The sequence below is a fragment of the Micromonospora sp. WMMD735 genome (genome assembly GCF_049178995.1).
Classification (GTDB): domain Bacteria; phylum Actinomycetota; class Actinomycetes; order Mycobacteriales; family Micromonosporaceae; genus Micromonospora; species Micromonospora wenchangensis.
This window is the reverse complement of the sequence record NZ_JBMHMJ010000002.1, coordinates 1,344,690-1,363,930: the sequence shown is the minus strand read 5'-3', so window position 1 is coordinate 1,363,930 and position 19,241 is coordinate 1,344,690. Positions and strand designations below refer to the sequence as shown.

Genomic DNA, 19,241 nt, shown 5'->3' with positions numbered 1-19,241 from the left:
GGTGTCACGTCGGGCTCGGGCAGAGCATCCGCGCGGACCGGGCGGTGACGCCGCCGACCGGGTGCTGACGTTGCCGAACCTGATCAGCTTCGTCCGGCTGCTCGGCGTACCCCTGTTCCTCTGGTTGTTCCTGGTCGTGGAGGCGGACGTGGCGGCGATCGTGGTGCTCGCCATCGGCGGCACCTCCGACTGGGTGGACGGCTGGATCGCCCGCCGCCTCGGGCAGGTCAGCCGTCTGGGCGAGCTGCTCGACCCGCTGGCCGACCGGCTCTACATCCTCGCCACGCTGCTCGCCTTCACCGCCCGGGAGGTGGTGCCGTGGCAGTTCACGGCGGCGCTGCTGGCCCGGGAGGTGCTGTTGCTCGGTTCGTTGGCGGTGCTGCGCCGGCACGGGTACGGGCCGCCGCCGGTGCACTACGTCGGCAAGACCGCCACCTTCCTGCTGTTGGCCGCGTTCCCGGTCCTGCTGCTGGCGGCGGCGACCACGTCGGTGACGGCGACGACCGCCGCGGCCATCGGCTGGGGGCTGGCCTGGTGGGGTCTGGTGCTGTACTGGGTGGCCGGCGCGATGTACGTGGTGCAGGCGGCCCGGCTGGTCCGTGCGGTCCGGCGGGGGGTCGCCGCGTGAGCGCGCCGGGGGACGGGTCGAAGCGTCCGACGCGGTTGTTCACCCCGGACTTCCTCACCGAACTGTTCCAGAACCCGTTGGACCCGGGTTACACCGACGCGGCGGCCCGGCGGCGGCGGGACCCGGCGTCGGGTTCCGGGTGGCGGGGGGCGTCCGCGCGGGCGGTGGCGGTCGTGGTGGTCGCCGCGGTGGGGTTCCTGTTCGCGGTGGCGTACCGGGAGACGATGGCCGACGAGCCGAGTCGCAGTCAGGCGCGGGCCGCGTTGATCGCGCAGATCAAGCAGCGGGAGGCGGAGACCGACGCGATGACGGCGCGGGCGGCGCGGTTGCGTGAGGAGGTCGGTCGGCAGCGGGACGCGGCGTTGAGTGGTTCGCAGGCGGCCCGGTTGCGCAACCTGGAGGCGGGTACGGGGCTGGGCCGGGTGCGGGGTGACGGGGTGGTGGTGACGTTGACCGACGCCGCGGTGCAGGACGGCGGCGCGGTCAACGGCGACTCGTCGGCGGGTCCGTCGCGGGTGATCTATTCGGATCTGCAGAAGGTCGCCAACGACCTGTGGGCCGCGGGCGCGGAGGCGATCGCGATCAACGGGCAGCGGTTGACGGCGACGTCGACGATCCGTTCGGCGGGGGCGGCGATCCTGGTCGACTTCCGTCCGGTGACCAGCCCGTACGAGGTGTCGGCGATCGGGCCGCGGTCGTTGCGGGACCGGTTCGACGACAGCCGGTCGGCGTATCTGATGCGTCGGGTGGCCCGGGACACCGGGTTGTCGTTCGAGGTGCGCCGGGCGGAGGACCTCACGTTGCCGGCCGCGCCGGAGCCACGGCTACGCTACGCGCAGCCGTCGGTCAGTCCGAGTCCGTCGCCGGCGGGTTCGGGTGCTGTCGGTTCGTCCGGTGCCGGGTCGTCCGGTCCGGGTTCGTCTTCCCGTCCCTCCGGAGGTGTCCGATGATCGCGGTGCTGGCGTTGCTCGCCGGTGTGGTGCTGGGGATCTATCTCGATCCGACGGTGCCGGCGGCGTTGCAGCCGTACCTGCCGATCGCTGTGGTGGCCGCGCTGGACGCCGTGTTCGGTGGGGTTCGGGCGAAGCTCGACCGGATCTTCGACGACAAGCAGTTCGTGGTGTCGTTCATCTCGAACGTGTTGGTGGCGGGTCTGATCGTGTATCTGGGTGACCAGTTGGGGGTGGGTGGGCAGTTGTCCACGGGTGTGGTGGTCGTGTTGGGGGTGCGGATCTTCGGGAATGTGGCGGCGATCCGTCGGCACCTGTTCCGGGCGTAGGTTGGTGTCGTGAGCGACGAGCATCGGGAGACGGGTACGGGGTGGCCGCAGCCGGTGGAGCCGGTGCGTCCGCCGGGGCCGGCGGGTGAGCCGGATCCGCGGCCGGACGCGCCGGATGCGGACGAGTTGAGTCCGTTGGTGCCGGATGAGCCGTCGCGGGAGCGGCCGTCGGGGTCGGGTGACGACGACGGGGCGACGGTGAACCTGGCGGAGGTGGCGTCGGCGGAGCCGTCGGGCGCGGCCGGGCCCTCGTCGGCGGGTCCGGCGGGGCGGAAGGTGTCCTCGGCGGCGGTGATGATCGCGGCGTTGCTGGCGTTGTTGGGGTTCACGTTGGTGGTGCAGTTGAAGACGACTTCGACGGATCCGACGTTGGCGGCGACCCGGCAGGAGGACCTGGTGCGGATCTTCTCGGATCTGGATTCCCGGGAGAAGCGTCTGCAGCAGGACATCGAGGGCCTGGAGGACAGCCAGCGGCAGTTGCGTTCGGGTGAGCAGGGTCGGCAGGCGGCGTTGGAGGAGGCGACGAAGCGGGCCGACGAGTTGGGCATCCTGGCGGGTACGTTGCCGGCGCGGGGGCCGGGGTTGGCGGTGCGGTTCGAGCCGGGTGGTAAGCCGATCCGGGCGGACCGGGTGTTGGACGCGGTGCAGGAGTTGCGGGGTGCGGGTGCGGAGGCGATGCAGATCTCGGGTGGGGATCGGGCGTCGGCGCGGATCATCGCCTCGACGTACTTCCTGGACGGGGCGGGGGACGTGTTGGTGGTGGACGGGCGGCCGTTGACGGGTCCGTACACGATCACGGTGATCGGTGACCCGGAGACGATGCGTACCGCGTTGAACATTCCGGGCGGGGTGGCCGCATCGGTTCGCGGTGACGGCGGTAACGTGAGCGTCGAGGATCGTGAGGTTGCCGAGGTTTCGGCGCTGCACGCGCCGTTGAAGCTGGAACACGCCCGTCCGGTCTCCTGACCGGCGCGGCCGCGCCGGGTGGTCCCGGTGCACCGATGGATGAGGGACGCGCTGGTGATTCCTGAGGATCTGCGTTACACCGCCGAGCACGAGTGGGTGGTGGGTGCCGAGGGCGGTAACGTCCGGGTGGGTATCACCCAGTTCGCGCAGGATGCGCTGGGTGACATCGTGTTCGTCCAGTTGCCGGACTCCGGTGCGGTGGTGGAGGCCGGTGAGTCGTTGGGTGAGATCGAGTCGACCAAGAGCGTGTCGGAGATCTACGCGCCGGTGAGTGGGACGGTGGCGGCGCGCAACGAGGCGTTGGCCGACACTCCTGAGGTGATCAATTCTGATCCGTACGGTGCGGGTTGGTTGGTGGAGATCGTGCCGGCGGACCCGGCGGCGGTGGACGGGTTGTTGACCGCTGCCGCGTATCGTGAGCTCACCGAGAGCTGAGTGGTGTCGTGCCGGGCGTGGGTGTTTGTGCCGCGCGTCCGGTTGCCCTGCATTTCGGCGCTGGCTAGGCTCGCCCAGTCGACCGAGAACCCCAAATTGGTGCAGTGTTGGGTGATTGCCTTTCGTGGGCAGGGGGAGCCAGCCGTCGGGTGATCTTCCCGGGGGCCGTACCCGCCGTTATCCTGTGCTGACCGAAACTGATCCGTGAGGTGGTCCCATGACGCGCCCAGGCGACGAGTTCCCCCCGCTCGACGTCACTTCGACGCTCAATCTCGGTTCGTTGGACGAAGTGCTGGAGGGTCCGGACACCGATGTGGTGCCGAGTCGGATGTCCGGCTCGTTGCCGCCGGGTATGGCGCTGCTGGTGGTTCGTCGGGGCCCGAATGCGGGTGCCCGGTTCCTGTTGGACCATGATGTGACGACGAGTGGCCGGCATCCGGACAGTGACATCTTCCTGGACGATGTGACGGTGTCGCGGCGGCATGCGGAGTTCCATCGGGATTCCGGGACGTTCACGGTGCGGGATGTGGGGAGTCTGAACGGCACCTACGTGAACCGGGAGCGGGTGGAGGCTGCCACGTTGAGTAATGGCGACGAGGTGCAGATCGGTAAGTTCCGGGTGGTGTTCATCGCCGGTCCTCGCCCGGAGGAGGAGGCCGGCCGGGGGTGAACGAGCCTGCGGCCTCCATGCCGTCCGGGGCGGCCCGGTCGCACCCGCTGATGAGTATCGGTGAGGTGTTGGGTCAGCTGCGGGTGGAGTTTCCGGACGTCACGATTTCGAAGTTGCGGTTCCTTGAGGCCGAGGGTCTGGTGGAGCCGCAGCGGACGGCGGCGGGGTACCGGAAGTACAGCTGGGATGATGTGGCCCGGTTGCGGTTCGTGTTGACTGCGCAGCGTGATCAGTATCTGCCGTTGCGGGTGATTCGTGAGCAGTTGGCGCAGTGGGACGGTGGTGAGGAGGCGCCGGGTCGGCAGCGACCGACGTTGGTGGCGGTGGGTCCCGGTGGTGAGGTGCCGGGCCGGTCGGCGGAGGAGCCTGAGTCGCAGGTGCGGCTCGGGCGGGCCGATCTGGTGGCGCGTAGTGGGATCGCCGAGTCGACGTTGGGTGAGTTGGAGCGGCTCGGGGTGTTGGTGCCGGATCCGCCGGGGTGGTATGACGCGGATGCGTTGATCATCGCGCGGGCGGTGGCGGGTTTGGCGGCGTACGGGTTGGAGCCTCGTCATCTGCGGGGTTACCGGTCGTCGGCGGATCGTGAGGTGGGTTTGTTCGCGCAGTTGGTGGCGCCGTTGGCGCGGCAGTCTGATCCGGCGGCGCGGGCGCGGGCGGCGGAGACGGCGCGGGAGTTGGTGGCGTTGTCGCAGCAGTTGCATGCGGCGTTGGTGCGGGTGGGGTTGCGGTCGACGTTGGGTCGGTGAGGGGTTCGGCTGGTGTGTGCGGAAGGTTCTGCCCCGGGAAGCGTGCCGTAGGCTTGCCGGGGTAACCCCTTTTCCGGCGCGGTGCGGGGCTGGTGCGGTGGGGACTGCCGTGTCGTGGTCCGTGTACCGTGCAGGGACGGGGCGCGGTGCGGGTGTAGGCGACAACGACACGGAGGCGGCGGTGCGCGAGCTGAGCGTGGTCGGGGTTCGGGTGGAGCTGCCCAGCAACCAACCGATCGTCCTGCTCAGGGAGGTCGAGGGCGACCGCTATCTGCCGATCTGGATCGGTGCGGTCGAGGCCACGGCCATCGCTTATGAGCAGCAGGGGGTCAAACCGGCCCGGCCGTTGACGCATGATCTGTTGCGGGACGTGCTGGCGGCGTTGCAGGCGCCGTTGCGGGCGGTGGAGATCACCGAGTTGAAGGAGAACGTCTTCTACGCTGATCTGTTGCTGGGTGACGGGGTGCGGGTGTCGGCCCGGCCGAGTGATTCGATCGCGTTGGCGTTGCGGGTGGGTGCGCCTATTCGTTGTGCGGAGCAGGTCCTCAGTGAGGCGGGGATCGTGATTCCCGACGAGCAGGAGGATGAGGTGGAGAAGTTCCGGGAGTTCCTGGAGCAGGTGCGTCCGGAGGATTTCGCGGGCTGATCGTGGCTTCGTCGTGGGTGTCGCGGTGGCGATGCCGGTGTCGTGGTGTGTCGTCGCGCGGCGTGTCGCGGCGGTTTCTCCGTGGTAACCGCTTGGTGCGGCGTTAGGGTTGCCGTGTCGAGGGGTGTGCGTCGGTGGCACCGGCGTGTTACCGCACTGACGGGGAGGTTGTCGGGATGCACGAGCCGCGGGAGCCTGAGCCAGGTGTGGAGCGGGGCGAGTCGGTGGCGCCGTCGGTGCCGGTGGACGGGGACGGTGCGGTTGGTTACCGGGGTGTGACGGCCTGTCATGCGGCGGGGATCAGTTACCGTCAGCTGGACTACTGGGCGCGGACGACGCTGGTGGTGCCGAGTGTGCGGGACGCGTCGGGTTCGGGGACGTCGCGGTTGTACTCGTTCCGCGATCTGGTGGTGTTGAAGGTCGTGAAGCGGCTGCTGGACGCCGGGGTTTCGTTGCAGAACATCCGTAAGGCGATCGAGGCGTTGCGGTCGCGTGGGGTGGAGGACCTGGCGGGGATCACGCTGATCTCGGACGGGACGACGGTGTACGAGTGCCGGTCCCCGGAGGAGGTGGTGGATCTGTTGCAGGGTGGCCAGGGGGTGTTCGGGATCGCGATCGGTGGGGCGTTCAAGGAGATCCAGGGTTCGTTGTCGCATCTGCCGGCGGAGCCGGCGGTGCCGGGTGGTGGTGAGGTGGTACCGGCGGCGCAGGAGGGTGTGTCGTCGGAGGTGGTGGGGGACGAGTTGGCGGCGCGGCGGGCGCGGCGTCGGGCGGGTTGATTCAGGTGGTGTGGACGCCGCGGCCGGGTTCCGGTCGCGGCGTCGTCGTGTCCGGGTGGTGCCGGAATTCGGCTCGGTGTGCCGGGTGGACTCTGGTGGTCCCGGGGGTGGGTCGGGCCGCCGTTGCCGTCCATAAGGGACGTTCTGGGATGGAGCGCTGTTGTTGACAGGTGTTCTCCGGCCAGGAATCCTGTCCAGGGCGATCACCAGAGACACCGATCGGGTCACGGTGAGTGACGGTTGGTGGTGGCGTCGAGCTGATGCGTGGAGCATGGTGCGGGGGTCGCATCCGTGGTCCCGCCGAGGACGGGAAACGAACCGAAGTGCACATCGATCACTATGTCGGCCTGGGTTCCGCGCGGGCCGGCGGTGCTGTCGCCGATCATGCCGCCGAGTTGCGTTGCCCGGTCACCGCCGCGTCGCCTGCCGAGCCGGTCGGCTCCGATGGGGACGTGCTGGCCGAGGCGACGGAGTTCCTGGGGGCGTTGCACGCCGAGCGGCAGCTGCCGGGGTTGGCGGCGCGGCTGGCGGAGGTGCGGGAGGAGGTCGCGTTGACCGGCTCGTACCGGCACACCCGGGAGGAGTTGGAGTACGGGGCGAAGGTGGCGTGGCGGCAGTCGGCGCGGTGTGTGGGTCGGGTGCGGTGGGCGGGGTTGCGGGTGCGGGACCGTCGGCACGTGACGACGGCGGCGGGGATCGCGCAGGAGTTGGCGGCGCATCTGGCGGCGGGGGACAACGGGGGTCGGATCCAGTCGGTGATCACGGTGTTCGCGCCGGACCGGCCGGGGGTGGGTCCGCGGGCGCGGATCTGGAACGACCAGTTGGTGCGGTACTGCGGTCATGTGCGTGCCGATGGCGGGGTGTTGGGTGATCCGGCGCAGGTGGCGATGGTGCGGGCGGCCCGCCGGTTGGGGTGGCGTCCGCCGCCGGTGCCGGGTCGGTTCGATCTGTTGCCGTGGGTGATCGAGACGGCGCACGAGTCGCCGTCGGTGTGGGAGGTGCCGCGGGAGTTGGTGCGGGAGGTGGCGTTGACCCATCCGGATCATCCGTGGTTCGCGGATCTGATGCTGCGTTGGCATGCGCTACCGGTGATCAGTAACATGCGTCTGCGTATCGGCGGGGTCGACTACAGTTGCGCGCCGTTCAACGGTCACTATCTGGGTGACGAGATCGGGACCCGGAACATGGGCGATCGGGAGCGGTACGACCAGTTGCCGGTGGTGGCGGCGGGGTTGGGGTTGGACACGTCGCGGGAGGACACCCTGTGGCGGGAGCATGCGGCGTTGGTGTTGAACCAGGCGGTGCTGCACTCGTTCCGGGTGGCGGGGGTGCGGGTGTCCGATCCGCACACCGAGTCGGAGTTGTTCATGAAGTTCTGTGCGCAGGAGGAGCGGGCGGGTCGGCCGGTGCACGGTGACTGGTCGTGGTTGAACGGGAGTGTGGGGTGGGCGGCGTTGCATGCGGTGCATCACCGTTACTACGACACCCGGGTCCCGAATCCGAATCTCTGGCAGACTGACCGCGTTTACGACCCGGATGGTGTGGTGGCGATGACGTTGCGTGAGCGTCACGACGTGGCTCGCGCGCAGGAGGACTGACGATGGACAACGCGGCGTTGCGCCAGAGTTGGAGCCAGTTCTCCGCCGCCGGGCCGGAGGCGGCGAAGTATTTCTATGCCACGTTGTTCGTGGTGTCGCCGGAGGCCCGGTCGATGTTCCCGACGAACATGCAGTACCAGGAGGACAAGCTCCTGGCCGCGTTGGGTCACATCATCACCAGTTTGGACGATCCGGAGGCGTTGACGGCGTTCGCGCAGCGGTTGGGTGCGGACCACCGGCGGTTCCACGGCCACGACCAGCGGGGTAACCCGGTGGTGTTGGGGGAGCGGCACTACATCTGGGTGGGTCAGGCGTTGCTGGCCACGTTGGAGCGTTTCCTCGGCCCGTACTTCACCCCGGCGTTGCGGGCGCAGTGGGCGGCGGCGTACGAGCTGGTGGCGAAGATGATGCTCGACGGGGCGGCGGAGGCGGAGCTGTCGTCGCCGCCGCACTGGGAGGCGGAGGTGGTGACGGCGGAGCGTCGTCGCGCCGACATCATGGTGTTCACGGTGCGTCCGAACTATCTGTGCAACTACCGGCCGGGGCAGTCGTTGCCGGTGCAGGTGCCGCAGTTGCGGACGTGGCGGTACCTGTCGCCGGCGAACGCGCCTCGGGCGGACGGGACGATCGAGTTCCACGTGCGGGCGGCGGGCCGGTTCTCCACGTATCTGGTGCGCCGGTTGCGGGCGGGGGAGCGGTTGTTGTTGGGGCATCCGACGGGGTCGGCGTTGTCGTCGTACGACCGGTCGCCGCACCTGCCGTTGTTGCTGATCGCCGGTGGGACGGGGTTGGCGCCGTTGCGGGCGGTGGTGGAGGCGGTGCAGCAGGGCGCGGGGCGGCGTACGACGCTGGTGGTGGGTGGTCGTACCCCGGATGACCTGTACGACGAGGCGGCGTTGTCGCGGTTGGCGGCGATGCCGCCGGCGGCGGGGTGGCAGCATGCGGGCGCGGGGTGGTTGCGGTATGTGCCGACGGTGGAGACGGGCTGGGGTTGGCAGGGGGCGATCGGTCGGGCGGGTGACACGGCGGTGCGGTTGGGGCCGTGGGTGGACACGGAGATCCTGGTGTGTGGGAGTCCGGAGATGACCCGGGACACGGTGGCGATGCTGGTGCGTGCGGGTGTGGCGCCGGAGCAGATCCTGACCGAGAGCTATGATCATTCTCTCTATCCGCCGCTCGCCGAGGCCGGTGCCGTGGGCCCGCGCGACTTCAGTGGGACAGGTGCCCGATGAGCGTCGACCACTCCGACCGGGTTTTGGCCGAGCAGGGTGAGATCGCCCGCCAGTTGTCGGTGTTGGAGGAGCGGCGGTTCCGGGGCAGCCACTGGTTGTCCGCCGACGAGGTCGCGGCGGTGGTGCGGGCGGCCGACGACCGGATCGGGTTGCTGACGGCGGAGTTGGAGCGGCAGCGGCGGGAGAACCAGGGGCTGCTGAGTCAGGTGGAGATGCTGCGGCACGGGACGTTGCCGAGCACCGCGCCGCAGGGACCGGATCCGATGACCGTCGAGTTGGCGATGCGGGCGCAGGACGAGGCGAACCGGACGATCGGTGAGGCCAGCGCGGAGGGCGCGGAGATCATCGCCGATGCGCGGCGGCAGGCGGAGGAGATCCTCGCCGATGCGCACCGGCGGGCCGGTGAGGTGGGTGCGGCGGTTGCGCCGGCCGCCGTGCCGTCGCCGGAGTTGGCGGGGAAGTTGCAGGCGTTGGAGGAGCGGCACGCGGCGGCGTTGGCGGCGGTCGCTGCGGCGCAGCAACAGCTCAACCGGTGGCAGTCGTATCTTGCGGCGCAGTCGGAGCAGCTGCGGGCGGACGCGGCGGCGGCCGGTGGGGCCAGTGCGCAGCTGCGGGCGGTGCTGGGCGGTTGACCCCGTGCGACCCGCACGCGCGTGTGCGGGTCGCCGCGGGTGGGGTCGCTGAGGCAGCATGGGACGGGTGACGGAGACGATCGACGCGGTGGCCGCGCTGGTGGCGGCCGGTGGGGTCGTGGTGGTGAGTGGGGCGGGCCTGTCCACCGAGTCGGGTATCCCCGACTACCGGGGGCCGACGGGTGCGGCCCGCCGGCACACACCGATGACGTACCAGGCGTTCGTCGGGGATGCGGCGGCGCGGCGACGGTACTGGGCGCGTAGTCACCTGGGGTGGCGCACGATCGTGGGGGCGACGCCGAACGGCGGGCACCGGGCGGTGGCCCGGTTGCAGGCCGCCGGCCTGGTCGACGGGGTGATCACGCAGAACGTCGACGGTCTGCACACGGCGGCGGGCAGCGGGCAGGTGGTGGAGTTGCACGGCCGCCTGGACACGGTGGTGTGCCTGCGCTGCGGTGACCGAACGGCGCGGGCGCAGCTGCACCGGCGGCTGGTGGCGGCGAATCCGGGGTTCGACGCGACGGTGGCGGTGGTGAATCCCGACGGTGACGTGGATCTCGATGACGCCCGGGTGGCCGGGTTCCGGATGGTCGACTGCGGCTGTTGTGGCGCGGGGATGCTGAAACCGGACGTGGTGTTCTTCGGGGAGTCGGTGCCGGCGGCGCGGGTGGCGCGGTGTTTCGCGATGGTCGACGCGGCGCGGGCGGTGCTGGTGCTGGGGTCGTCGTTGACGGTGTTGTCGGGGCGTCGGTTCGTGCTGCGGGCGGCGAAGTCGGGCATTCCGGTGGTGATCGCCAACCAGGGTCCCACCCGCGGTGACGGGTATGCGACGCTGCGGGTGGACGCACCGCTGGGCTGGTTCCTGCCGGCGCTCGCCGACCGGGTGGCGGCGGCCGTGCCACCCGGGTCGGGTCTGGTGCCGGCCGGCTGACATCCACCCGGGCGGGGGTACGACATCCGTCGGTAACGGGGGCGCTGGTAGCGTTGACCATGCCGACACCACCCGCGCGGGAGAGATCGCCCAGCAGTATCCGGGCGGCGCCGAAGGGGCAGATTCTCCCCGGAACCTCTCAGGCAGAAGGACCGCGACGGGCAGGCACTGTGGAGCGCCCGTGGCGTGACTCAGGGGGAGGCCGATCCGTCGACCTCGCCGCCTGAGTCAGGAGCGTCACGCATGACCGTAGAGCAGTTCGCCGACCGGCACATCGGTCCCGGCCCGGACGACGAGCGCCGCATGGTGGAGGCCGTCGGGTACGGGTCGATCGACGAGCTGATGGACGCGGCGATCCCCGAGGTGATCCGCTGGCACGGGGCGTTGGATCTGCCGGCGCCGGCCACCGAGCGGGAGGCGATCGCCGAGCTGCGGGCGTTGGCGTCCCGGAACACGGTGGCGGTGTCGATGATCGGTCTGGGTTACCACGGCACCCACACCCCGGCGGTGATCCGCCGCAACGTGCTGGAGAACCCGGCCTGGTACACGGCGTACACGCCGTACCAGCCGGAGATCAGTCAGGGCCGGTTGGAGGCGCTGCTGAACTTCCAGACGATGGTGACGGACTTGACCGGTCTGGCGACGGCGAACGCGTCGATGCTCGACGAGGCGACCGCGGCGGCGGAGGCGATGACGTTGGCGCGGCGGGCGTCGAAGAGCCGCAGCGCCGTGTACGTGGTCGACGCCGACGCGTTGCCGCAGACCGTCGCGGTGCTGTGCGGTCGGGCCGAGCCGTTGGGTATCGAGGTGCGGGTGGTGGACCTGGCCGTCGAGGAGTTGCCGGCGGAGTTCTTCGGGCTGCACCTGCAGTATCCGGGGGCGTCGGGGCTGGTGCGGGACCATGCGCCGCTGGTGGCGGCGGCGCACGCGGTGGGCGCGTTGGTGACGGTGGCGGCGGACCTGTTGGCGTTGACGCTGCTGCGGGCGCCGGGGCGGATCGGGGTGGACATCGCGGCGGGCACCACCCAACGGTTCGGGGTGCCGATGGGCTTCGGGGGGCCGCACGCCGGTTACCTGGCGGTGCGGGCCGGGTTGGAGCGGATGCTGCCGGGTCGGCTGGTCGGGGTGTCCCGGGACGCGGCCGGTGAGCCGGCGTACCGGTTGGCGTTGCAGACGCGGGAGCAGCACATCCGGCGGGAGAAGGCGACCAGCAACATCTGCACCGCGCAGGTGCTGCTGGCGGTGATGGCCGGCATGTACGCCGTGTACCACGGGCCGGACGGGCTGCGGCGGATCGCCGACCGTACCCGGTCGATGGCGCTGCGGTTGGCGGCGGGGCTGCGCGCCGGTGGCGTCGAGGTCGTCGACGGGGTGTTCTTCGACACGGTGACGGCGGTGGTGCCGGGTCGGGCGGCGCGGGTGGTGGCGGCGGCGCGGGAGCGGGGGGTGAACCTGCGGCTGGTCGACGCCGACCGGGTGGGGGTGTCGTGTGACGAGACGACCGCCGGGGGGCACCTGGCGGTGGTGTGGGAGGCGTTCGGGGTGGACCCGGTCGTCGGGGACGTGGCGGAGGCGGTGCCGGCCGGGTTGGCGCGGGACACCGACTTCCTCACCCATCCGGTGTTCCGCAGCCACCGGTCGGAGACGGCGATGCTGCGGTACCTGCGTCGGCTGGCGGACTTCGACTACGCCCTGGACCGGGGCATGATCCCGTTGGGGTCGTGCACGATGAAACTGAACGCGACCACCGAGATGGAGCCGGTGACGTGGCCGGAGTTCGCCCATCTGCATCCGTTCGCCCCGGACGAGCAGACCGCCGGTTACCGGGAGCTGATCGGGCAGCTGGAGGGGTGGCTGGCGGAGGTGACCGGCTACGACGCGGTCAGTGTGCAGCCCAACGCCGGGTCGCAGGGGGAGCTGGCCGGGTTGTTGGCGATCCGCGCGTACCACCGGGACCGGGGTGACGGTCACCGGGACGTGTGTCTGATCCCGTCGTCGGCGCACGGCACGAACGCCGCGTCGGCGGTGATGGCCGGGATGCGGGTGGTGGTGGTCGGCTGTGACGCCGACGGCAACGTCGACCTGGTCGACCTCGACGCGAAGATCGACAAGCATCGGGACGCCCTCGCGGCGATCATGGTGACGTACCCGTCGACGCACGGCGTGTACGAGACGGGCATCGCGTCGCTGTGCGCGAAGGTCCACGACGCCGGCGGCCAGGTGTACGTCGACGGGGCGAACCTCAACGCGCTGGTCGGGTTCGCCAAGCCGGGCCGGTTCGGGGCGGACGTGTCGCACCTGAACCTGCACAAGACGTTCTGCATTCCGCACGGCGGCGGCGGGCCGGGGGTGGGTCCGGTGGCGGTGCGGGAGCACCTGGCGGCGTATCTGCCGGGTGACCCGTCGGGTGCCCGGGTGGCGGGTGCGCCGGCGATCTCGGCGGCCCGGTACGGGTCGGCGGGCATCCTGCCGATCCCGTGGGCGTACCTGCGGATGATGGGCGCGGCGGGGCTGGCCCGGGCGACGGGGGTGGCGGTGCTGGCCGCGAACTACGTGGCGGTGCGGCTGCGCGACCACTTCCCGGTGCTGTACACCGGCAACAAGGGCCTGGTGGCGCACGAGTGCATCCTGGATCTGCGGCCGTTGACGAAGGCGACCGGGGTCAGTGTCGACGACGTTGCGAAGCGTCTGATCGACTACGGGTTCCACGCGCCGACGATGTCGTTCCCGGTGGCGGGGACGCTGATGGTGGAGCCGACCGAGAGTGAGGACCTGGCCGAGCTGGACCGGTTCTGCGACGCGATGATCGCCATCCGGGCGGAGATCGACGAGGTGGCGTCGGGGCGGTGGCCGGCGGGGGACAACCCGCTGAGCAACGCCCCGCACACTGCGGCGATGGTGTCCGGGGACGAGTGGCCGCACCCGTATCCGCGGTCGGTGGGCGCGTACCCGGCCGGGGTGGACCGGGTGGGGAAGTACTGGCCGCCGGTGCGGCGCGTCGACGGCGCGTACGGCGACCGGAACCTGGTGTGTTCGTGTCCGGCGCCGGAGGCGTTCCAGGACTGAGGCGCGGTGCCGGGGCGGCGGTCGTGTGCCGCCCCGGTGCGGCGACCGGGGGAGGGCGGCCCCCACGTGGGGGCTAGCCTGGTGCGACGGGTCGGCGTCGCCGACGCATCGTGATCGGGTCAGGCGACGAGGGCGTGCCGGGCCGGCCCGCGGTGCGGGGCGATGGTGCTGCCGTCAGGGAGGAGTTCACCGGTGTCCTCGAAGACGATGACACCGTTGCAGAGCAGGCTCCAGCCCTGCTCAGGGAAGCAGGCGATGACTCGGGCGGCGTCCCGGTCGGTCGCTTCGGCGGAGGGACAGGGGATCTGGTGCTGGCACATCGGGTTCTCCGGACTGTGGGGGCACTGTGTCATGGTTCACATGACCAGTGACGCACAGTACCAAGGGACGGCGCACCGGATCGAGCAGCCTTCCGCCATGTTGCCCGGAAATCCGCTGAACGGATGAGGAGGAATCAGCCACCCGGCGTGGAAACGCTCCCAACGGTCCCGGTCGACGTACCCGCAGTGCCGGCCCCCTGCCGCAGCGTGCTCGTCGAACGCGACCGCTACGAGTGGCAGATCACCGACGGTGGTGACCCGGCCGCGCAGATCACCGCTTTCCTCACCGCCCACGGCCTGCCCGTCGACGACCTGACCCGCCCGGCGGCCCACCGCGCCGACGGCCCCTGCGGCGCCGCCCTGTTCGTCTCCGCCGCCGCCGGGGCCCGGATGGCCGGCGCACCCACCGGCCCCGCCAGCCCCGTGCCCGCCCTGCCCGACGTCGCCGTCGTCGTCTACGACCACGGCCCCCGCCGCCCGCCGCCCGCCGCACCGGCACCCGACCGGCTGCGGCTCGGCCCGTGGCGGGACAGCTGGACCGGCACCCAGCACGCCGACGCCGTACGTGCCGTCCGCGCCGCCATCGCCCGCGGCGACGTCTACCAGGTCAACGTGGTCGGCCACGCCGCCGCCACCTACACCGGTGACCCCCGGCCCGCCCTGGCCCGCCTCGCCGGACTACCCGGCGCCCGCTACGGCGGCACCCTGCACGGCGACGGCTGGAGCATCGGCTGCGCCTCACCGGAAACCCTCGTCGCCGTGCACGCCGGCCGGGTCGTCACCCGCCCCATCAAGGGCACCCGCCCCGCCACCCCGGCCGGCCGCCGCGACCTGCTCGCCTCCGCCAAGGAACGCGCCGAACACATCATGATCGTCGACCTGGAACGCAACGACCTCGCCCGCATCGCCCGCACCGGCTCGGTGACCGTCGACGACCTGTTCACCGTCCGCCGCTGGTGTGACCTGTGGCAGGCCGAGTCGACCGTGTCGGCGGCCCTCGCCGACGGGGCCGGCCTGACCGACCTGCTGCGCGCCACCTGCCCCGGCGGCTCGGTCACCGGCGCGCCCAAACACGCCGCGCTGGCGCTGATCGCCGCCGTGGAACCCGTCGGCCGGGGCGCCGGCATGGGCGCGTTCGGCTGGATCGGCCCCGGCCACCTCGATTTGGGCCTGACCATCCGCACCGCCGCCGCCGACCACGACCGGCTGCACCTGTGGGCCGGTGGCGGCATCACCTGGGACAGTGACCCCACCGCCGAGGTCGCCGAGGCCGCCGCGAAGGCCGCCCCGCTACGGGCCCTGCTCGCCGCCGGCTGAGCGCACCCGGGCCGTTAGGGTGGCGGACATGCACGTCGAGTACAGCGGCACCGGTGACCCCGCCCGCAGCCTCGCCCTGCTGTGGCGCACCCGCGAGCGGGTCAGCCGCAGCGGCGACCTCGGCGTCGACCAGATCGTCCGGGCCGCCATCGACGTCGCCGACGCCGAGGGGCTCGCCGCGCTGTCCATGCGTCGGGTCGCCGAACGTCTCGGCGTCGGCACCATGTCCCTCTACACGCACGTGCCCGGCAAGGGGGAACTGCTCGACGTCATGCTCGACACCGTGCACGGCGAAACCCCCCGCCCCACCGACGTCCCCGGCGGCTGGCGCGGCCGACTGGAGCGCATCGCCCGGGACAAGTGGGCGTTGTACCTGCGCCACCCGTGGCTGCTGCAGGTCGCCACCACCCGCCCCCCGCTGGGCCCCCAGGTCACCGCCCGCTACGACTACGAACTACGCGCCGTCGAGGGCACCGGCCTGACCGACCTGGAGATGGACGCCGTGGTCACCCTCGTCGACTCCTACGTCCACGGCGCGGTACGCGGCGCGGTGGAGACCGCCCAGGCCACCGGTCGCACCGGCCTCACCGACGAACAGTGGTGGCACGCCCACGCCCCCTACCTGGAGAAGGTCATGGACCCGGCGAGGTTCCCCACCGCCGCCCGGGTCGGCGCCGCCGCCGGGCAGGAGTACCAGGCCGCCACCGACCCGACCCGCGCCTTCGAGTTCGGCCTGGCCCGCGTCCTCGACGGCATCGCCGCGCTCATCGCCGACCGGTGCGCCGACTCACCGCCACCGGCGACCCCCCGATAGCCTTCCCGACATGACCGTACGCCCGATCCGGATCATCGGTGACCCCGTCCTGCGCACCGCCTGCACCCCGGTGACCCGCTTCGACGCCGCCCTGCAGCAGCTCGTCGACGACCTGATGGACACCCTCACCGGCGAACCCGGCCGGGCCGGTGTCGCCGCCCCCCAGATCGGCGTCGACGCCCAGGTGTTCGTCTACGACGCCGACGGCCACCGGGGACACCTGATCAACCCCACCATCGAACTGTCCGACGACATCCAGGACGACGACGAGGGCTGCCTGTCCATCCCCGGCCTGTACTTCCCGACCCGCCGCGCCCTGCACGCCACCGTGCACGGCGTCGACCGGCACGGTGACCCGCTGACCATCTCCGGCAGCGGCTTCCTCGCCCGCGCCCTGCAACACGAGACCGATCACCTCGCCGGCCGGCTCTACGTCGACACCCTGCGCGGCGACGTCCGCCGCAAGGCCCTGCGGGAGATCCGCGCCGGCCGGTTCGACTCACCCCGCCGACGCGGCTGACCCCGCCCCGACGGTCAACGTGTACTCGCCGAACCCGGCGACGCGGGTGAACCCCAACCGTTCGTAGAGGCGCACCGCCACCGCGTTGTCGGCCCGCACGTTCAACGTCACATGGTCGACGCTCGCCGCCAACCGGGCACACAACGCGGCCACCACCGCAGCGCCCAGACCCCGCCCCCGCACCTGCGGGCGGGTGGTCACGTTCCCCACCGCGGCCACCCGGTACGTCGGCGACCACACGTGCACCCCGGCCACCGCCAGCAGCGCGTCGCCCTCGCGTATCCCCACGTAGTGGCCGGTGTCGAGCATCCGCGCGTCGAACCAGTTCCCCGGGTACGCCACCGCGTACAGGTCCCGCAACGCCGGCAGGTCCGCCGCGTCGAGCACCTCACCGGTGGCGGCGGTGCCGGCGAGCCGCCCCGGGTCGGTCAACGCCATCCGCAGGTGCGCCCCGGCCGGGGTGAGGACGTACCGGCCCGCGAGGACCCGCTCCAGGCCGGGGGACAGGTGCGCGTACAGGCGGGCCGGCAGCACCGGGGCCACCTCGTCGAGCAGCGCCGCCATGGCCGCGCTGTCGCGCTGCGCGGCGAACGCCAGCAGCACCGGCTCGACCGCCCCGTGGTAGAGCAGCACCACCTGGTCACCGCGCCGGAACCACGACGTGTACGGCCAGAAGAACTCGTCCAGGTCACCCAGCTGGTAGGCGTGCAGCACCGGATCACGGCGCAGCAGCGCGGCCAGCACGGCACGGTCGTGTTCGGCGCGGACCGGCACCGGTCAGCAACGACCCGTGGGAAGGTTCTCGTCGGCCCACCGGGCCAGCTCGTCCAGCGCCGGCAGCAGGGCCGCGCCCCGCCCGGTCAACTGGTAGCTGACGCCCAGCGGGGGACCCTCGCGCACCGTGCGGCTGACCAGGTCCACCCGGGCCAGCTCACCGAGTCGGTCCGACAGCACCGACTCGCTGATGCCGGGCAGCGCCCGCGCCAGCTCGGCGAAGCCGGCCGGCCCCTGGGCGAGGGTGCCGAGGATCATGCCGTTCCACCGCTTGCCGAGGAACGCGAACGCCCGGGACAGCCCCCCGGGGCAGGCGCGGGGCCCGCCGTCGGTCGGGGAGCACGTCGTCATCGTCCCAGCATACGTGGTCCGCAACTCACCCTAGTAGCTTCGAAAAAACTAGCTGCTACTCTGGTCGCAGTAATCGTCGTTCCGACCGGAGGACACCATGACCGACGTACTGCCCGGCCACCTGATCACCCTCGACCCGCAGGCCCAGGCCCAACTGTTCACCGAAGCCCGCACGGCCAACACCTTCACCGACACCCCCGTCAGCGACGAACAACTCCGCGCCATCTTCGACCTCGCCAAGTACCCACCCACCGCCATGAACGTCCAACCCCTGCGCGTCCTGTTCGTCCGCCCCGGCGACGGCCGCGACCGCCTCCTCACCCACGTCGCCGAGGGCAACCGCGCCAAGACCGCCACCGCACCCGTCGTCGCCGTCCTCGCCGCCGACACCGACTTCCACGAACACCTCGACACCGTCTTCCCCATCCGCCCCGGCATGCGCGAACACTTCGCCGCCGACCCCGCCACCCGCGACGGCATGGCCCGCTTCAACGCCGGCCTCCAGGTCGGCTACTTCCTCCTCGCCGTCCGCGCCGCCGGCCTCGCCGCCGGACCCATGGGCGGATTCGACGCCACCGGCGTCGACAACGAATTCTTCACCGGCACCGGCTGGAAGTCCCTGCTCCTGGTCAACATCGGCCACCCCGGCCCCGACGCCTGGCACCCCCGGCTGCCCCGCCTCGACTACGACACCGTCGTCCGGCACGCCTGACCCACCGACACACCCCGCACCAACCCCGGCTGGCCGGCCGAGCGCCACCCACGCTCAGCCGGCCAGCCACTGGTCGTACCCCAACTTCGCCACCAACGCCAACACCACCACCAGCAACACCACCCGCACGAACCCCGCACCCCGACGCAACGCCATCCGCGCCCCCACCGCCGCCCCCGCCACGTTGCACACCGCCATCACCGCACCCAACGCCCACCACACGTGCCCAGTCAACCCGAACACCACAAGCGCACCCAGATTCGTGCCAGCATTCACGACCTTCGCCATCGCCGAGGCGTGCACGAAATCCGAACCCAGAATCGCCGTGAACGCCAACACCAGGAACGTGCCCGTACCCGGCCCGATCAACCCGTCGTACAGGGCGATACCCAGACCCGCCACCCCCACCGCCACCACCACCCGCACCGGCGTCCGCCGCTGCGGCCACGCCACCACACCCAGCGACGGCCGCGCGAGCACGAACACCGCCACCGCCACCAGCACCACGAGCACCACCGGCCGGTACGCGCTACCCGGAACCGCACCCGCCAACGCCGCACCCAACCCCGCCGTCAGCACCGCCAACCCCGCCGCCGGACCCGCCACCGCCCAGTCCAGCTCCGTCCGCCGCGCATACGTCACCGCCGCCGTCGACGTGCCGAAGATCGCCGCCAACTTGTTCGTCCCCAACGCCGTCGCCACCGGCACCCCCGGCGCCGCCACCAACAACGCCGGCAACAACAACAACCCACCCCCACCCACCACCGCATCCACCCACCCCGCCAGGGCAGCCGCAGTCAGCAGAGTCGTCAACGACACAGCATC

At 71.5% G+C, this 19,241-nt stretch carries 22 protein-coding genes and 1 riboswitch; of the genes, 18 read left to right on the top strand and 4 right to left on the bottom strand.

The genetic code is table 11. From position 1 onward, the window contains the following. Position 1 precedes the first annotated feature (1 nt). From ACN268_RS05960 to gcvP, 14 genes are all read left to right on the top strand, one after another. Positions 2-628 (top strand): CDP-alcohol phosphatidyltransferase family protein, encoded by a 627-nt coding sequence (locus tag ACN268_RS05960; protein ID WP_421482134.1) that lies wholly within the window; start codon positions 2-4, stop codon positions 626-628. Continuing rightward, positions 625-1,578, top strand: a complete 954-nt coding sequence (locus ACN268_RS05955) for a DUF881 domain-containing protein (RefSeq protein WP_421482133.1) — start codon at positions 625-627, stop codon at positions 1,576-1,578. Before ACN268_RS05960 ends, ACN268_RS05955 begins: the two co-directional genes overlap by 4 nt. Then, entirely contained in the window at positions 1,575-1,907 is a 333-nt protein-coding gene (locus tag ACN268_RS05950) for a small basic family protein (RefSeq protein WP_067311500.1), read from the top strand. The genes ACN268_RS05955 and ACN268_RS05950 overlap by 4 nt, the downstream gene beginning before the upstream one ends. A gap of 9 nt (positions 1,908-1,916) precedes the next feature. After that, complete coding sequence (locus ACN268_RS05945; protein ID WP_421482132.1) at positions 1,917-2,873, top strand: DUF881 domain-containing protein; 957 nt, start codon at positions 1,917-1,919, stop codon at positions 2,871-2,873. A 54-nt stretch (positions 2,874-2,927) separates the two neighbouring features. Then, positions 2,928-3,308, top strand: a complete 381-nt coding sequence (gene gcvH, locus ACN268_RS05940) for a glycine cleavage system protein GcvH (RefSeq protein ID WP_204928412.1) — start codon at positions 2,928-2,930, stop codon at positions 3,306-3,308. Positions 3,309-3,525: 217 nt separating this feature from the next. Then, positions 3,526-3,978: an oxoglutarate dehydrogenase inhibitor Odhl gene (odhI, locus tag ACN268_RS05935; RefSeq protein WP_067311506.1), complete on the top strand. Its 453-nt coding sequence runs from the start codon at positions 3,526-3,528 to the stop codon at positions 3,976-3,978. A 50-nt stretch (positions 3,979-4,028) separates the two neighbouring features. Then, the gene (locus ACN268_RS05930) at positions 4,029-4,724 is read left to right on the top strand and encodes a MerR family transcriptional regulator (protein WP_204928411.1); all 696 of its coding nucleotides are present in this window, start codon (positions 4,029-4,031) and stop codon (positions 4,722-4,724) included. Positions 4,725-4,905: 181 nt separating this feature from the next. Next, complete coding sequence (locus ACN268_RS05925) at positions 4,906-5,370, top strand: bifunctional nuclease family protein (RefSeq protein WP_088647333.1); 465 nt, start codon at positions 4,906-4,908, stop codon at positions 5,368-5,370. Positions 5,371-5,546: 176 nt separating this feature from the next. Continuing rightward, positions 5,547-6,149, top strand: a complete 603-nt coding sequence (locus tag ACN268_RS05920) for a MerR family transcriptional regulator (RefSeq protein ID WP_357927684.1) — start codon at positions 5,547-5,549, stop codon at positions 6,147-6,149. 395 nt (positions 6,150-6,544) lie between these two features. After that, complete coding sequence (locus ACN268_RS05915; RefSeq protein WP_421486819.1) at positions 6,545-7,747, top strand: nitric oxide synthase oxygenase; 1,203 nt, start codon at positions 6,545-6,547, stop codon at positions 7,745-7,747. Between the two features lie 2 nt (positions 7,748-7,749). Then, on the top strand, positions 7,750-8,979 hold the full coding sequence (locus tag ACN268_RS05910) for a globin domain-containing protein (protein ID WP_421482131.1): 1,230 nt from the start codon (positions 7,750-7,752) through the stop codon (positions 8,977-8,979). Beyond that, on the top strand, positions 8,976-9,611 hold the full coding sequence (locus tag ACN268_RS05905) for a hypothetical protein (protein ID WP_421482130.1): 636 nt from the start codon (positions 8,976-8,978) through the stop codon (positions 9,609-9,611). The genes ACN268_RS05910 and ACN268_RS05905 overlap by 4 nt, the downstream gene beginning before the upstream one ends. Before the next feature lie 58 nt (positions 9,612-9,669). Beyond that, positions 9,670-10,542 carry an NAD-dependent protein deacetylase gene (locus ACN268_RS05900; protein ID WP_421482129.1) on the top strand — a complete coding sequence of 291 codons (873 nt, stop codon included), beginning with the start codon at positions 9,670-9,672 and terminating at the stop codon, positions 10,540-10,542. Positions 10,543-10,609: 67 nt separating this feature from the next. Then, a riboswitch (glycine riboswitch) is annotated at positions 10,610-10,707 on the top strand. Between the two features lie 78 nt (positions 10,708-10,785). Further along, a complete protein-coding gene (gene gcvP, locus ACN268_RS05895) occupies positions 10,786-13,608 on the top strand; it encodes an aminomethyl-transferring glycine dehydrogenase (RefSeq protein WP_421482128.1) in 2,823 nt (940 codons plus the stop codon). 119 nt (positions 13,609-13,727) lie between these two features. Here the strand turns inward: gcvP and ACN268_RS05890 are convergent, their stop codons facing one another. Further along, the gene (locus ACN268_RS05890) at positions 13,728-13,928 is read right to left on the bottom strand and encodes a DUF5999 family protein (RefSeq protein WP_088647339.1); all 201 of its coding nucleotides are present in this window, start codon (positions 13,926-13,928) and stop codon (positions 13,728-13,730) included. A gap of 123 nt (positions 13,929-14,051) precedes the next feature. Between ACN268_RS05890 and ACN268_RS05885 the strand changes: the two genes are divergently transcribed. Genes ACN268_RS05885 through def form a run of 3 tightly spaced genes read left to right on the top strand, consistent with a single transcriptional unit; the run spans position 14,052 to position 16,579 of the window. Then, entirely contained in the window at positions 14,052-15,245 is a 1,194-nt protein-coding gene (locus ACN268_RS05885) for a chorismate-binding protein (protein ID WP_421482126.1), read from the top strand. A 28-nt stretch (positions 15,246-15,273) separates the two neighbouring features. Next, the gene (locus ACN268_RS05880; protein WP_421482125.1) at positions 15,274-16,059 is read left to right on the top strand and encodes a TetR/AcrR family transcriptional regulator; all 786 of its coding nucleotides are present in this window, start codon (positions 15,274-15,276) and stop codon (positions 16,057-16,059) included. A gap of 10 nt (positions 16,060-16,069) precedes the next feature. Beyond that, the gene (gene def, locus ACN268_RS05875) at positions 16,070-16,579 is read left to right on the top strand and encodes a peptide deformylase (protein WP_421482124.1); all 510 of its coding nucleotides are present in this window, start codon (positions 16,070-16,072) and stop codon (positions 16,577-16,579) included. Here def and ACN268_RS05870 read toward each other — a convergent pair. Both ACN268_RS05870 and ACN268_RS05865 read right to left on the bottom strand, forming a co-directional pair. Then, the gene (locus ACN268_RS05870) at positions 16,559-17,353 is read right to left on the bottom strand and encodes a GNAT family N-acetyltransferase (protein ID WP_421482123.1); all 795 of its coding nucleotides are present in this window, start codon (positions 17,351-17,353) and stop codon (positions 16,559-16,561) included. The two genes, def and ACN268_RS05870, sit on opposite strands and share 21 nt — an antisense overlap. Positions 17,354-17,356: 3 nt before the next feature. Continuing rightward, positions 17,357-17,704: a winged helix-turn-helix transcriptional regulator gene (locus ACN268_RS05865; RefSeq protein WP_421482122.1), complete on the bottom strand. Its 348-nt coding sequence runs from the start codon at positions 17,702-17,704 to the stop codon at positions 17,357-17,359. Between the two features lie 97 nt (positions 17,705-17,801). On the opposite strand from ACN268_RS05865, the gene ACN268_RS05860 reads away from it, so the two are divergent. Beyond that, positions 17,802-18,416, top strand: coding sequence for a malonic semialdehyde reductase (locus tag ACN268_RS05860; protein ID WP_421482120.1), 615 nt, complete (start codon positions 17,802-17,804; stop codon positions 18,414-18,416). A 54-nt stretch (positions 18,417-18,470) separates the two neighbouring features. Here ACN268_RS05860 and ACN268_RS05855 read toward each other — a convergent pair whose 3' ends face one another. Beyond that, positions 18,471-19,229 (bottom strand): sulfite exporter TauE/SafE family protein, encoded by a 759-nt coding sequence (locus tag ACN268_RS05855; RefSeq protein ID WP_421482119.1) that lies wholly within the window; start codon positions 19,227-19,229, stop codon positions 18,471-18,473. Between the last annotated feature and the right edge of the window lie 12 nt (positions 19,230-19,241).